Origin of the sequence: Flavobacterium orientale (genome assembly GCF_014638005.1) — a bacterium.
Taxonomy (GTDB): Bacteria; Bacteroidota; Bacteroidia; order Flavobacteriales; family Flavobacteriaceae; genus Flavobacterium; species Flavobacterium orientale.
This window is the reverse complement of the sequence record NZ_BMFG01000006.1, coordinates 200,306-215,059: the sequence shown is the minus strand read 5'-3', so window position 1 is coordinate 215,059 and position 14,754 is coordinate 200,306. Positions and strand designations below refer to the sequence as shown.

Sequence of the window (14,754 nt, the reverse complement as noted above, 5' to 3'; positions counted from 1 at the left end):
CTAAATAGTTGCCACTAATTATGATATTGGTTCCCGGCACACTCTCAATGAGCATGACTCTAAATAGTAGTAACTAATTGTGATATTGGTTCCCGGCACACTCTCAATGAGCATGACTCTAAATAGTTGCCACTAATTATGATATTGGTTCCTGGAACGATCTGAATGAGCATGACTCGAAATAGTTGCCACTAATTGTGATATCGGTTCCCGGCACACTCTCAATGAGCATGACTCGAAATAGTTGCCACTAATTATGATATTGGTTCCCGGCACACTCTCAATGAGCATGACTCTAAATAGTAGTAACTAATTGTGATATTGGTTCCCGGCACACTCTCAATGAGCATGACTCTAAATAGTTGTAACTAATTGTGATATTGGTTCCTGGAACGATCTGAATGAGCATGACTCGAAATAGTTGCCACTAATTATGATATTGGTTCCTGGAATATTCTGAATGAGCATGACTCGAAATAGTTGCCACTAATTGTGATATTGGTTCCTGGAACGATCTGAATGAGCATGACTCGAAATAGTAGTAACTAATTGTGATATTGGTTCCCGGCACACTCTCAATGAGCATGACTCGAAATAGTTGCCACTAATTGTGATATTGGTTCCTGGAACGATCTGAATGAGCATGACTCGAAATAGTTGCCACTAATTATAATATTGGTTCCTGGAATATTCTGAATGAGAATGACTCGAAATAGTTGCCACTAATTGTGATATTGGTACCCGGCACACTCTCAATGAAATTGACTTAAGAAATAAAACTTATACCATAGAAATATAATGCATACCCCCCCTACATTTTTATTCTCTGAGTAAAATCTTGACTAAACAGCGATGTACAACATTTAAAAGTTGTAGAGATTTTACCCCATATCCCCTTAATACTGACTGGAATTTTTTATCTTTGAAACGGTTTTAATCATTGCCAGTATTAAAACTATTTTGAACAAAAAAGAGAGAGCATTTTAAATACTCTCTCTTTTTATCTTCTATTTATTTTATATTCTAATATGTAGAAATAAACTTCATACCCCCTTAGAAATAAACTTCATACCCCCTTAGTAATTAATTTCTATGGTTGTCTATATTTTAACCTACATTGAATAGATAACCTTCAAAGTTTGTTTAAACTCTAAATAGTTACTAAATCGAGTTTCTCCAAAGTACTGAAGATATAATTCATTCACTTTAGAAAACGCATCTTCTTTAGTTGCACTACTTTTTAAATGACTAAAATAATATTGAATAAATCCTTTTGCGGTTGCAAGTTGTTTCATTAATTGAATTTCATTTTCTTTAATCTGAATTGATTTGATCAGGTTTGTAATTTCGTTTGTGTTCATAATTTTATTTATTTAATGTTAATATTTAGTGAGGCCTTCCTTTTAATTTATTTCTTTTACAAGTTTCTAAATACTTATAAAGACTACTTGCAACATCTTTTAAATTTTCGGTTCCGCTCCTATTTTCTTGAGCATCAAAAGAAGATACCCAAAGTTTAAATTCATTTTCATTTCCAAAATCATTTTCAATTGTTTGCCATAGATTTTTTTTAAATCTTTTTAATTTATCAATGATTGTGAAATTTTCATCAGTAATATTCCATCCATTTAAAATAAAATCATTAACCTTTAGATACCTACAATTTTTATTTTCGATATGCCTTTTCAACATTCCTAAACGTTCCAATTTATTAATCATATTTCCAATTTGCCGGGAACCAATTCTAAAAAAAATCAAATTATTTATTATAAAATTATTCATGATAAAAAAATATTGTTCATTGTCAATAAAAATTGATTTACAATAGTTTAACCTTGAAACATTTACAATAAAAGATATTAAACAAATTTCATTTTGATTAATTTCTTTAGTTGTTAATCCTATATTCAAAAGATACTCCAGTATAATTTTTTGATTTATTGAAAAGACAAATTGAAAATTCTTCACTTCATTATTATCAATTTTAATTTCATTCATGATCTTCAAATATTTTATTTGAATAATGTTTTTGAAAATGTTCATCAATAAAAATTTTCAATAACTTTTTATCATGAATGTAGAAATTTTTAAAAACATCAATAATCAACTTTTCAAAATCATTACTTTGATTTACAATAATTAAATGTTGCTCAGTTTCATAGTTTTTCCCTTTGAAATTTTTAACATGAAGATGTAATTCTTTTGAAATATTTCCCTCAAAAAAATCCTTCAAACTCGTTTTAGCTAGTCCGGTTTTACGACATCTTTTCCAATTTGTATCATTTCTAAAGTATAACCAATAGTCAAAATTTCTACTTCGATCATGAAAACCGTTATCCTTTTCAACTCTTATTTTATCATAGAAATATGAATTTTTAAACGTTGTTTTTAAAGATGTAATTTCATAATCAAAAATTACATCTTTTTCATTTTTTGAAATTCTGAAATATTCAGCTCTTTCAAATTTTACTTTGCCAGTTTCCATGATAACTACTTGTTTGAGTTATACATTTTTTCAGTCAATTCTTTTCTACTGAAATAAGTTCTATTACCCATCTTCATAGGTTTAATTATTCCAGTATTACTCCATTGGTGCAAAGTAACTAAAGAGATTTTCAAAAGTTTTGCGGTTTCATTCCGGCTCAAAAATTCCTCCGGCTCCTTAGGTGCAAAGTTTCTTTTTAAATCTTCTAATTGAATTTTAATTTTTTCATCAATCAAATTTGCCAAAGAATTTGGAGATGTTTCGATAAATTGAATTTTTTCCATAACTGAATGTTTTTAAGTTTTTAAATTACATTCAGCAAAATTCAATTATGAAAAACTCAAAATAAACTCAGTTCTACTCAATAGTATTAAGTTTTAAAAAATCGTTATACAATAAAGTTAATTCTTGTTCGTTTTTGATAAACTTTTCATTTCTATATTCTAAAAAATCCAGTCTAGAGAATTTTATTTTTAAGTTACAATATTCCTTTACAAACTTTAAATATTCTATTCTTGAACATGCTAACAATGTTTTATTATTTAAAAAATGAAATATAATTGTATATTTTGTAGTGGGTGCCTTTTCTTTATTAAATTCAGTATTCAAATAATCAAATAATTTGAGGCCTGGACTAAAGAATAATTTTTGATATTCATCTTTTTTAATCTTATTTTCAATACTTTTTTCAATCAATACTTTTAAATTTTCTAGATCATAGTAGTTAAATAATTGATAAGTATTTGAAGCTGCATATTCAAATGTTTCGTGTGGACAAGCTATTAATCTATTATTAACCGTACTTAAAATACTATATATTCGTTTACCAATATCAACTAATAATTCCCTTTTAGTAACATTATCAATTCTATTTAAACGTTCTGGTATTTCAAAAATAAGTTGTAAAGTTTTTTGTAATTCAAAATCACTCGTTTGTATATCTTTACTTGACATCTTCAATCGTTTTAATTATTTACAACATCATTTAAAATTACCTCCATTACTGGTGCCTTTTGATTTTTTAATTTGTCCTGGACTTGCCAAAAATCGTTTAAAACATCCGCATTATCTTTAGCAGTTTTCCCCACATATTTTAAAAATTGTGCCTCCGTTGTATGCCCGGTAACGGCCATTATTACCGGTGTAGGTAGTTTTCCATAGTGATTAGTCGCAAATGATCTTCTACAAATGTGAGTACTTACTAATTCATATTTTTTAAATTCTCCTTTTGTTTTTCTCCAAACTTTCTCTTTAATTTTGGTTTGTTTTGCACCTAGTACAACATTCTCAATTTTTGCATCTTGACAAACTAATTTAATATAATCATTAAACTTCTGGTTTGAAATTTGTTTTGGAAATTCTCCATTCAATCTTTCAAGTATTTCCTTTACTTGTGGGTGTAATGGTAAAACTATTTTTTGATTGGTTTTTATTGCGGTGTATTCAATAAATCCATTTGAAACATTCTTTTTTGTAAACTTCAATAAATCACTAACACGTGCCCCAGTCCAAACTCCAATTATTAACCAGTTTCTAGCATTTTCTAAATAAGGTGTTTTTTTAAAATCATGATTGAAAATAGTTTGAATTTCATCTTCATTCAAAGTGATAAAAGATACTTTTTCCTTTGTTGGCCTAAAGTCTTCTTTCTCAATATCTGGATTTATTTTTAATCCGTACTTTTTTGCATCTAAACAAATAGTTTTAACAAAAACTAAATATTTTCCAGTAGTGTTAAAATTTAATTGTTGAACATCATGTAAAAAATGAATGAAATCTTTATGAAATTTTAAACCTATATCAATAAGTTTTACTTTTTTCTTTTTGTACTTTTCAAAATCCTTTACTTTATTTATGATCGTTCTGTACTTTTTTTCGGTTGCAATAGTAACCCCAGTAACCCCAGTTTTTTGGACTTTGTTTTTTAAGTTTGTATGAAAGTATTCAGCATAATCAACAAAATAGTTAAAATCAACATCTTCACTTTGATTAAAAAACGATTTTATAGTATCATTTAACCATTCAGAATTTATTAAAACTCCATTTGCATAACAATTGTTGAAAGAATTTAAAACGTGGTTCGAAAGATCGTTTAAATCATTTTTTAAGTTTAATTTATTTTCAAATTCCGCAATTTGTCGAATTTCTCCTTTTTTATTATTCCAGTAATTAGAATTAATCAATAAAGAAGTTGATTTTTTTAAATCCACATTACGACCTTGCACCAGTCTTAAATAAATTGTAGAAATATTACTATTTCCTTTGATGAAATATTTTAAAGTTGCCATTTTATTATATTTTGAACATTCAAATATAATAATTTTATTTTACGGGTGCCGACCGGGTGCCGACATTTTGCTAATTTATTCTTATTTTATCTTACTTAGTCTTTCTATATTATTTTATTAAACATCTGAAAGTAGTAATAAAATAAGGCATTTAGCTATTAAAATACTGATTTAAAAAATTAACTAAATTAAATAGGTTCGATTCTCTCCGACTCCACAAAAAAGTCTGAAATTTATATAGTTTCAGACTTTTTTTATGCAAGGTTGTTTTAAATTAGAAGGTTTAGCCTAAATAATTCTTAACAAATCTTGTACTTCTTTCAATTTTAGTAATTTTGACAAAAATTTCACGTTTGAAAAAAATTGTAATACTGCTGCTTTTATTCGTTGTTCCGATAGTATCGGCTCAACAAGCAAAAAAGATTATCGTTGAATACTCCGAGTTTTTTAATGTCGATCAGGATGAAGTTCCTGATGCCGTACTATTATATGGTAATGTTAGAGTATCTCATGATGGTGTTTTGATGTATTGCAATAAAGCCTATTGGTTTCAAAAAGAAAATTATATCAAAGCCTTTGGTGATGTTCGAATGATTCAAGGAGATACGATCACGCTGACCAGCACTTATGCAGAATATAATGGCGAAAATAAACAAGCTTATGCTTCCGGAAATGTGATTATGACCTCACCAAGTTCTACATTAAGATCGGAAGTAGTTAATTTTGACCGTAATTCACAACAAGCTTTTTACAGAACGGGTGGAACTATCAACGACAAAGAAAATGTATTAGTCAGCCAAGCCGGGACTTATATTGTAGAGCGAAAAATGTACCAGTTCCGAAATGCCGTTACAATCACAAATCCTAAATATGTGATCAAAACCAACCATTTGGATTATTATGAAAATGTGGGTCACGCTTATCTCTTTGGACCATCAACCATTACGAGTGATGAAAACTTCATTTATACTGAAAAAGGGTTTTATGACACCAAGAGGAATTTTTCACATTTTGTAAAGAATTCATACATCAAATACAACAATCGTTTGATTGAAGGAGACAGTCTCTACTATGACCGTAACAGAGAGTTTGCCTCAGCTACACGAAATGTAAAAGTGACTGATTCTATTAACAAAAGTGTAGTAAAAGGACATTATGGCGAAGTATATCGCCTTAAAGATTCGCTAATGATGACCCATCGGGCAGTAGCGATGACTTTGGTTGAAAACGACACCTTATACATACACGGAAAAAAATTAATAGTTACCGGAAAACCGGAAGATCGTGTGGTACGAGCATTTCCTAATGTTCGATTTTATAAAACAGACATGAGTGGAAAATGTGATTCGTTGCACTCCTCAGAAAAAGTGGGCATTACTAAATTGATTGGACGTCCTGTAATGTGGAATTATGACAACCAAATGACCGGTGATGTGATGCACCTCATTTCAAATAAAGAAACCGAAAAGTTAGATTCATTAAAAGTATTGAACAATACTTTCATAGCTTCAAAAGACACCATAGGAACAGGATACAATCAAGTGAAAGGCCAAAATCTGTTCGGAAAATTTCGCGATAATAAATTATATGAAGTAGACGTGGTCAAAAACACCGAAGTGATTTATTACATGCGAAACGACGAACAGGAGTTGATTGGAATCAATAAAAGTGCCTGTAGTAGTATCAACATGATTTTAGACGGCAATCAAATTGAAACCATCACTTTTTTCACGCAAGTAGATGGTGATATTTATCCCGAAACTGAACTCCCCGAAAACGCAAGAAAATTGAGAGGTTTTATTTGGCGAGGCGATGAACGAATACAATCGAAAGACGATATTTTTCCCGAAGAAGAAAATGTTTATGATCTTAAAATGAAAAAAGAGACCGAAGAAGAGAAAAAGAAGGAAGACACACCTCTAGAGGTCAGAAAAGAAACTTTGGAAGTTGATGATAAAAAGAAAAGTAGTTAAAAGTACTATGTTTTTAATAAACCCTTTTACCTTTTACCCATCACCTTCCAGTAATCACCCACAATGAAACAAGATTTCCTTAAATACCAAGCTCAAACCTCACCTTATCCCCTTGCGATGGAAGTTTCCCATGCAAAGGGTTCTTATATTTTTGATACTAATGGTAAAAAATATTTGGATTTTGTGGCTGGAGTTTCCGCTTGTAGTTTAGGTCATCAACATCCCAGAGTGAATCAAGCCATTAAAGACCAACTGGATAAATATTCACATGTCATGGTTTATGGCGAATACGCCCAAGATCCTGCAGTTGCTTTTTGTCGTCTTTTGGCTGAATTAATGCCGGAACCTTTGAACAAAACCTATTTGGTGAATTCTGGAACTGAAGCAACTGAAGGAGCTTTAAAATTAGCCCGAAGAGTTACCGGAAGAAGTCAGTTTATATCGTGTCACAATGCCTATCACGGAAACACAATGGGTTCCATGAGCGTGATGGGATTTGAAGAGCGAAAACAAGTGTTTCGACCATTACTACCCGATGTTGATTTTATCACATTCAACAACGAAGAAGATATTGCAAAAATTACAACCCGAACAGCCGGAGTCATTTTAGAAAGTATTCAAGGCGGAGCTGGTTTCATTCAACCTGAAAACGGATTTTTAACAAAAGTAAAAAAGCGTTGCGAGGAAGTAGGAGCACTTTTACTAGTCGATGAAATTCAACCCGGCTTTGGCAGAACAGGAAAATTATTTGGTTTTGAAAACTATAATGTGGTTCCTGACGTAGTTATTATGGGAAAAGGAATGGGTGGCGGAATGCCGGTTGGAGCTTTTACAGCCAAATCGGATTATATGGATTTGTTGAGTGACAATCCGAAATTAGGACATATCACCACTTTTGGCGGACATCCTGTCATAGCGGCAGCCTGTTTGGCAACCCTGCGTGAAATAACAGAAACCGACCTGATTTTGCAGACTTTAGTCAAAGAAAAATTATTTCGAGAACTTTTGGTACATCCTTTGATTAAAGAAGTTAGAGGGAAAGGATTAATGTTGGCGGCCATGGTAGAAACACCGGAAATTACAAATGAAGTAATTTTTAAATGTCAAGATAAAGGTTTGATTTTATTTTGGCTTTTATTCGAAGGTAAAGCTATCCGAATTACACCACCACTAACCATTTCTGAAGAAGAAATTAAAGAAGGTTGTGCATTGATTATTGAGGCATTGGATGAAATTCATCTAAAGGGGTAATAGGTTAAAGGCAATGGGCAATAGGTAGTTGCCTTTACGAAAAATAGGTTACCCATCACCAATTACCCATCACCAATTACCAAAAAATTGTTAATTAAATTGTTCACAACATATCTTCTTTTTCCTATTTTCAATATAAACCTTGACTAATTTTAGAAAAGGATAATTTTAAAAAATACTGAGTATGCATTTAAGTCACGAAGAAGACGATTACAACGTATCCTTATCCAAATTTGAATCAATGTTGAAGACCAATAAAGTCCTCTTTTTTGATTCCGAGGAATTTGAAGAAATCATTCTTCATTATCTGGATATGGGCAAGGCATCTCTGGCAAAAAAGGCCTTAAAATTAGCTCTCGAACAACATCCCAAATCTACCGGTTTAAAATTGGTACACATTGAAATGTTGATTTATGACGACAAGCTTGATATAGCAGAAAAAATGCTTAATGAATTGTATGCTATCGAGCCTCACAATGAAGAAATCTACATTCAAAAAGCTAACATTTTCTCGAAGCGAGACCAACATGAGTTAGCCATACAAGAATTAGAAAAAGCATTAGAATTTACTGAAGATTTTGCCGATGTTTACAACTTGATAGGAATGGAATACCTATTTCTTGATAATTTAGAATTGGCAAAGAAACATTTCATTTTGTGTCTTGAAGATGATTTCGAAGACCAATCAGCATTATATAATGTTGTATATTGTTTTGAATTTTTAGACCAACACAAGGAAGCTATTGATTTTTTGAACAGTTACATCGACAAAAATCCCTACAGCGAAATTGCTTGGCACCAACAAGGTCGTTTGAGTTACATCATTAAAGATTACGAAAATGCATTGCGTAGTTTTGATTATGCAACGCTAATTGACGACTTTTTCATTGGAGCTCACATGGAAAAAGGAAAATCTTTAGAAAAATTAAAACGTTACAAAGAAGCCATAGAAAGTTATGAGCATACCATTTCTCTTGAAGATCCCACATCATACGCATTATTGCGAATTGGAAAGTGTCATGAGAAATTGGGCAATAAAGCAGAAGCAATAAAATATTATAACAAAACCGTACACGAAGATCCGCTTTTGGATAAAGGTTGGATTGCCATAACGGATTTTTATATTCGTTCCAAAAACTATCAAAAAGCCTTGTTTTATGTGAATAAAGCTTTAGCTATTGATAACGAAAATCAGCTGTACTGGAAGCGATATGCTACCATCAACCGTCAAATGAATTTCTATGAAGAAGCTGAATTTGGTTATAGAAAAGCAGTAGAATTTGGTGATTACGAATTAGACACTTGGTTATTTTGGGTCGATATCATGCAGTTTTTAGGCGAATTTGACAGTGCAATTCAAACCTTATTGCAAGCGTCAGAATATTTTCCTGATTCCTTTGAATTGGAATACCGATTAGCCGGAATTTATTACATGCTGAAAGACAACACCAAAGGTAAGTTTCATTTAATTAATGGCTTGCGATTAAGTCCGGATAATGTGACAGTTTTAGAAGAATTATTCCCGGTAGTTTGGAGCAGAAAAATAATCCAAAATGTAATAACAAAACATTTAAAAACTTAAGAACTATTTCTAAAATTTTTACAAATTTTTCCCTAATTTGCGTTCCGTTCTAACAACGGAACGCTTTTTTTTATGAGAAAATTATTTCCCGATTATTTTACAATTACCCTTAAGGGAATTGCAATGGGTGCTGCCGATGTTGTTCCGGGAGTTTCAGGAGGAACCATCGCTTTTATCTCCGGAATTTATCAAGAACTAATTGACACCATCAATAAAGTAGATTTTTCATTTTTTACATCTTGGAAAAAAAATGGCTTTAAAATAGCATGGCAACAAATTAACGGCAGCTTTTTAGTTGCATTGCTTACCGGAATTGCTTTAAGTATTTTAACGCTTTCAAAAGTCATTACTCATTTATTGGCCACACAACCCATTTTGGTTTGGTCGTTTTTCTTCGGATTGGTAGTTGCAAGTATTTATTTTATAGGAAAACAAATCACTTCATTCAAATTACCAATTATACTTAGTTTTGTGATTGGAACAATTGTTTCCTATTATATCACAATTGCCACACCTGTTTCAACACCTGAAAGTTATTTGTATTTGTTTCTTTCCGGATTTATTGCAATTATTGCTATGATTCTTCCGGGAGTATCGGGTGCATTTATTCTATTATTGATGGGTTCTTATGCAGTTGTTATTGGAACAATCAATCAGTTTCGGGAAGCCATTGTTACATTAAATTGGGTTGCTTTATGGCAAGTCATTCTGAAACTCGGAACTTTTGCACTAGGTGCACTTTTAGGATTAAAACTATTTTCAAAAGTTCTACATTGGATGTTTGACAACTACCGAAACTTAACTTTAGCCTTATTAACCGGTTTTATGTTGGGTTCATTAAACAAAGTTTGGCCTTGGAAAAAGGTTTTAGAAACCCGAATAGATTCGCATGGAAATGAAGTGCCCTTTCTTGAAAGAAGTATTTTACCTCATTATTTTGAAGGAGACAATTTACTTATCTCTGCAATAATATTGATGGTTATTGGATTTTTAACTATCTTTAGTATTGAAAAAATTGCCGTTAAATTTTCAAAATAATGCAAGTTCAAAGAAGTCTTTCCGATAAACTTTTTTTGGTTCTGAAAGGAATAGCAATGGGGCTTGCCAATAAAATCCCAGGTGTTTCGGGAGGTGTTGTTGCTTTTGTAGCCGGATTTTATGAAGAATTTATTCATTCTTTCAAACGGATAAATAAAACTGCCTTTAAATTTTTAATTACCGGAAGATTCAAAAGTTTGTACCGCTATATCAATGGTACTTTTTTGTTTTTGTTAATTCTTGGCATGGTGATTAGTTTTTTTAGTGTTTCCAAAATTCTTGATTTCCTTTTAGCTCGTTACGAAATTCAAGTTTGGGCCTGCTTTTTTGGAATGATTATAGGGTCAATTTATTACATCAACAAAGATTTTCAAGGCAATTGGAGTAAAACCTCAAAAACAGCATTAATCATTGGTACTTTACTGGGAATAGGCATTAGCTTCTTTGATCCAGCAACTGAAAATTCAAATTTACTTTTCGTATTTCTTTGTGGGATTATAAGTGTTTCAGGAATGACACTACCCGGACTTTCAGGTTCATTTATCATGATGTTAATGGGAAATTATGTGTTGTTATTGGTTGATTCCGTTAACTCACTTTATGACACAATTGCAGAATTAGTTACGGGAGATTTTAGCTTTGTAAATAACCCTTCAAGAATTCATCTTTTAAAAGTGTTATTCTTCTTCACTCTGGGTTCGCTAACCGGATTAGTTACTTTTTCTAATCTTTTGAGTTATCTGATTAAACACTATAAAAAAATTACCTATGCTTCAATTTTAGGTTTTATAATTGGATCGTTAGGAGTAGTTTGGCCATGGAAACACAAAGTATTTTTAAAAGTAGGCGACAATTTTGTTTTAGACCGAAATGGTAATCAAATAGTGGCTACATATAAACGCTATCTTCCTGAATTTACAATAGATACACTTTGGGCTGTTTTTTATATAATCATAGGAGTTTTAATAGTTTTAAGTTTAGAATGGTATGGAAATAGAACCACAAAAAAATAGATTATTCGGATTAATTGGTAAATCTATTGCCTATTCTTTTTCAAAAAAATACTTCTCAGAAAAATTTGAAAAAGAAGGATATACCAATTGCCGTTTTGAAAATTTTGATCTGACAACAATTGCTCAATTTCCTAAGCTAATTCGTGAAAATCCAAGCATTAGTGGGCTGAATGTAACAATTCCGTACAAAGAAAAAATAATCCCTTATTTGGATAAATTATCTAAAAAAGCAACGAAAATTGGTGCTGTAAACTGTATTAAAATCACGAAATCAGGTAAATTAAAAGGCTACAATACCGATTATTATGGTTTTAAAAAAGCGTTAAAACCTTTATTACAAGCACACCATCAAAAAGCATTAATTTTAGGAACCGGTGGAGCTTCAAAAGCTGTGGCCTTTGCATTGGATGAATTAGGAATTTTATATTCTTTTGTGTCGCGAAGTAAAAAAGAAAATGCATTAGATTATAAATTCATTAATAGTACCACATTTGATAATTATCAGATAATCATCAATTGTACACCGCTTGGAACCTTTCCCAATATTGATGAATGCCCTCCTATTCCCTATGATTTTTTCACAAAAGACCACATTGCTTTTGATTTAATTTACAACCCGGAAGAAACCACTTTTTTGAAAAAAGCCAAAGCTAAAGGAAGTACCATCAAAAACGGCTATGAAATGTTGCTACTTCAAGCAGAAAAAGGTTGGAAAACTTGGAATAATTTATAACCGTTAATCGTTATTCCATAAAATTCAATAGTTTAAATTGTTAAAAACAAATGTCATTTAAACGATTTTTTACGTTTATATAACACTATTCCTTTGAATTTTGCTAGGTGTTTACTATCTTTCGCTCCTATTTTATAAACCTTAAACATTAATACAATGTTAGAAGAAAAGAATGATAACCTGACTCCAATGGAAAATGAGTCAGATGGAAACTCCAAGGACGTTGCAGCAAACGAAATTAAAAATGAAACGGAAGAACTAACAGAAACGTCTGAAATAGTTGAAACGCCTTCTGAGGCTACTCCTGTTGAAGAAACTGATGCCGTTGATGAAGCAATTTCAGAACCTGAGACTGAAATTGTAACTGATGAAATTGTTGAAGAAACTACAGAAAAAACAACTGAGGAAGTTGTAGAAGTTATTTCAGAAACGACTAGTGAAGAAGCAACCAATGAAGAAAATGAAGAAGTTTCACAAGAAGAAACACCTATTGCTGTCAATGAAAATCAAGCTGCTTTAAATGCAATTGAACAGACAAATGCCGAAGAAAGTGAAGATGCTACTTTGAAAGATCGTCACGATGTTCCAATGCTTGATTATGCCGAATTATCAATGGAAGCATTGGTGGATGAGTTGGAAAAGTTAGCTGAGGTTGAAAAAGTAATGTCAGTTAAAGAACATGTTGATGAAGCAAGAAAAGAGTTCTTATCAAAATACAATCATTTTATTGAAGAAAAAAGAGATGAATTTTTAGCTGAAAATCCGGAAAGTACTGAAGAATTTGAATACCATCTTCCGCTAAAGTCAAAATTTGATTCACTTGACAAACAAATAAAATCAAAACAAAATGCTCATTATAAAAGTTTGCAAAACAATTTAAAAGCAAACCTTGATAGAAGATTAGCAATTGTTGAAGAAATAAAAAACTTGATCAATCCACAGGAAAACATCAAAGATACATTGAAACACTTCAATGAATTAAGAGACGAGTGGAAAAATATTGGTCCGATTCCAAGAGATAAATACAACCATGTTTGGAACAATTATCACTTTCATGTAGAAAATTTTTATGATTATTTACACCTGGATCGTGAAGCCAGAGATATTGATTTTAAACACAATTTAGAGCAAAAACAAAAAATTATTGCTCGTGTTGAAGAATTGGTTAATGAAACTGATGTAACCAAAGCTTTCAGAGAATTACAAGATTTACACCGCATTTGGAAAGAAGACATTGGTCCGGTTGATCGTGAGCATCGTGAAGAAATTTGGAACAAATTCAGTGCTTTAACCAAAGAAATGCATGACAAACGCGAACAATTGTTTGCCGCTCAACGAGGTAAAGAAACTGAAAATCTTGAGGTAAAAAAACAAATTATTGCCGCAATTGAAGCTCTTAGCACCGAAAATGTAACCAACCATTCGCAATGGCAAGGACTTATAGATCAGGTTGAAAATTTGAGAAATGCTTTTTTCTCAGCAGGAAAAGTACCAAGTGATGTAAACGAAGATACTTGGGCATCTTTCAAAACAGCAGTTAGAAATTTTAATGCTCACAAGAACAATTTCTATAAAGAAATTAAAAAAGAGCAAAATGAAAATTTGACTCTAAAACAAGCTTTAGTTGACAAAGCAAATGCATTAAAAGATTCTGAAGATTTTGAAGCTACCACTCCTATAATGAAACAGATTCAAGATGAGTGGAAACAAGTAGGTCATGTTCCGAGAAAATATTCTGATAAAATTTGGAAAGAATTCAAAACGGCATGTAACCACTATTTTGACAGAATGAAAGCCCAACGCAATGATGCGAATTCTGAAGAAGTTGTAGCTTTTGATAAGAAAAAAGAATTTTTAGAAACACTAAAAACTTTTGAATTAGTTGGTGATCACAAAACTGATTTGGCCGCTATAAAAGCTCATATCGAACAATGGAAATCATTTGGAAAAGTGCCTTTTAACCGTAGACATATCGAAGGTAAATTCAATAAAATTCTAGATGCTTTGTTTGAAAAACTAAGCTTAAGCAAGAAAGACACTGATATGATGCGTTTTTCTAACCGTCTTGAAAATTTAGCTGATGGAGACGATAGCAGAAAAATTGAAAATGAAAAAATATTCATCATCAGAAAAATTGATGAAGTGCAATCTGAAATTTTTCAGTTAGAAAACAATATTCAGTTTTTTACTCATGCTAAAAAAGACAATCCTTTGGTAAAAGAAGTTTTCAAAAACATTGAAAAACATAAAGACGAACTAAAAACCTGGAAAGATAAATTAAAGCAATTAAGAAATCTTACTCAGGAATAACAATCCGCTTAAACTATTAAAAACCATGTTATTACAACATGGTTTTTTTTTATGAATAGTATAACATATCAATTCAAATTA

Annotated in this window: 13 protein-coding genes; 7 read left to right on the top strand and 6 right to left on the bottom strand. The window is 31.4% G+C overall.

What is annotated here, in order from left to right; translation table 11 throughout:
* Window positions 1–1,112: 1,112 nt before the first annotated feature.
* The 6 genes from IEV15_RS09595 to IEV15_RS09570 form a co-directional block, all read right to left on the bottom strand.
* Window positions 1,113–1,361, bottom strand: a complete 249-nt coding sequence (locus tag IEV15_RS09595) for a hypothetical protein (RefSeq protein ID WP_188362307.1) — start codon at window positions 1,359–1,361, stop codon at window positions 1,113–1,115.
* Window positions 1,362–1,386: 25 nt separating this feature from the next.
* A complete protein-coding gene (locus tag IEV15_RS09590) occupies window positions 1,387–1,998 on the bottom strand; it encodes a hypothetical protein (RefSeq protein WP_188362306.1) in 612 nt (203 codons plus the stop codon).
* Window positions 1,991–2,485, bottom strand: a complete 495-nt coding sequence (locus IEV15_RS09585) for a hypothetical protein (protein ID WP_188362305.1) — start codon at window positions 2,483–2,485, stop codon at window positions 1,991–1,993. The genes IEV15_RS09590 and IEV15_RS09585 overlap by 8 nt, the downstream gene beginning before the upstream one ends.
* A gap of 5 nt (window positions 2,486–2,490) precedes the next feature.
* On the bottom strand, window positions 2,491–2,769 hold the full coding sequence (locus tag IEV15_RS09580) for a helix-turn-helix domain-containing protein (RefSeq protein ID WP_188362304.1): 279 nt from the start codon (window positions 2,767–2,769) through the stop codon (window positions 2,491–2,493).
* 73 nt (window positions 2,770–2,842) lie between these two features.
* Entirely contained in the window at window positions 2,843–3,439 is a 597-nt protein-coding gene (locus IEV15_RS09575; protein ID WP_188362303.1) for a hypothetical protein, read from the bottom strand.
* Window positions 3,440–3,450: 11 nt separating this feature from the next.
* Window positions 3,451–4,773: a tyrosine-type recombinase/integrase gene (locus IEV15_RS09570; RefSeq protein ID WP_188362302.1), complete on the bottom strand. Its 1,323-nt coding sequence runs from the start codon at window positions 4,771–4,773 to the stop codon at window positions 3,451–3,453.
* Between the two features lie 353 nt (window positions 4,774–5,126).
* Here IEV15_RS09570 and IEV15_RS09565 point away from each other — a divergent pair, with 353 nt between their 5' ends.
* The 7 genes from IEV15_RS09565 (at window position 5,127) to IEV15_RS09535 (ending at window position 14,673) form a co-directional block, all read left to right on the top strand.
* A complete protein-coding gene (locus IEV15_RS09565; RefSeq protein ID WP_188362301.1) occupies window positions 5,127–6,746 on the top strand; it encodes an OstA-like protein in 1,620 nt (539 codons plus the stop codon).
* Between the two features lie 63 nt (window positions 6,747–6,809).
* Complete coding sequence (locus IEV15_RS09560) at window positions 6,810–7,997, top strand: aspartate aminotransferase family protein (protein WP_188362300.1); 1,188 nt, start codon at window positions 6,810–6,812, stop codon at window positions 7,995–7,997.
* A 184-nt stretch (window positions 7,998–8,181) separates the two neighbouring features.
* Window positions 8,182–9,579, top strand: a complete 1,398-nt coding sequence (locus IEV15_RS09555) for a tetratricopeptide repeat protein (RefSeq protein ID WP_188362299.1) — start codon at window positions 8,182–8,184, stop codon at window positions 9,577–9,579.
* Between the two features lie 72 nt (window positions 9,580–9,651).
* Window positions 9,652–10,617 carry a DUF368 domain-containing protein gene (locus IEV15_RS09550; protein ID WP_188362298.1) on the top strand — a complete coding sequence of 322 codons (966 nt, stop codon included), beginning with the start codon at window positions 9,652–9,654 and terminating at the stop codon, window positions 10,615–10,617.
* Window positions 10,617–11,630, top strand: a complete 1,014-nt coding sequence (locus IEV15_RS09545; RefSeq protein WP_188362297.1) for a DUF368 domain-containing protein — start codon at window positions 10,617–10,619, stop codon at window positions 11,628–11,630. Before IEV15_RS09550 ends, IEV15_RS09545 begins: the two co-directional genes overlap by 1 nt.
* Window positions 11,605–12,363 carry a shikimate dehydrogenase family protein gene (locus IEV15_RS09540; protein WP_188362296.1) on the top strand — a complete coding sequence of 253 codons (759 nt, stop codon included), beginning with the start codon at window positions 11,605–11,607 and terminating at the stop codon, window positions 12,361–12,363. The genes IEV15_RS09545 and IEV15_RS09540 overlap by 26 nt, the downstream gene beginning before the upstream one ends.
* Before the next feature lie 156 nt (window positions 12,364–12,519).
* Window positions 12,520–14,673, top strand: a complete 2,154-nt coding sequence (locus tag IEV15_RS09535; RefSeq protein WP_188362295.1) for a DUF349 domain-containing protein — start codon at window positions 12,520–12,522, stop codon at window positions 14,671–14,673.
* The last annotated feature ends 81 nt before the right edge of the window (window positions 14,674–14,754 follow it).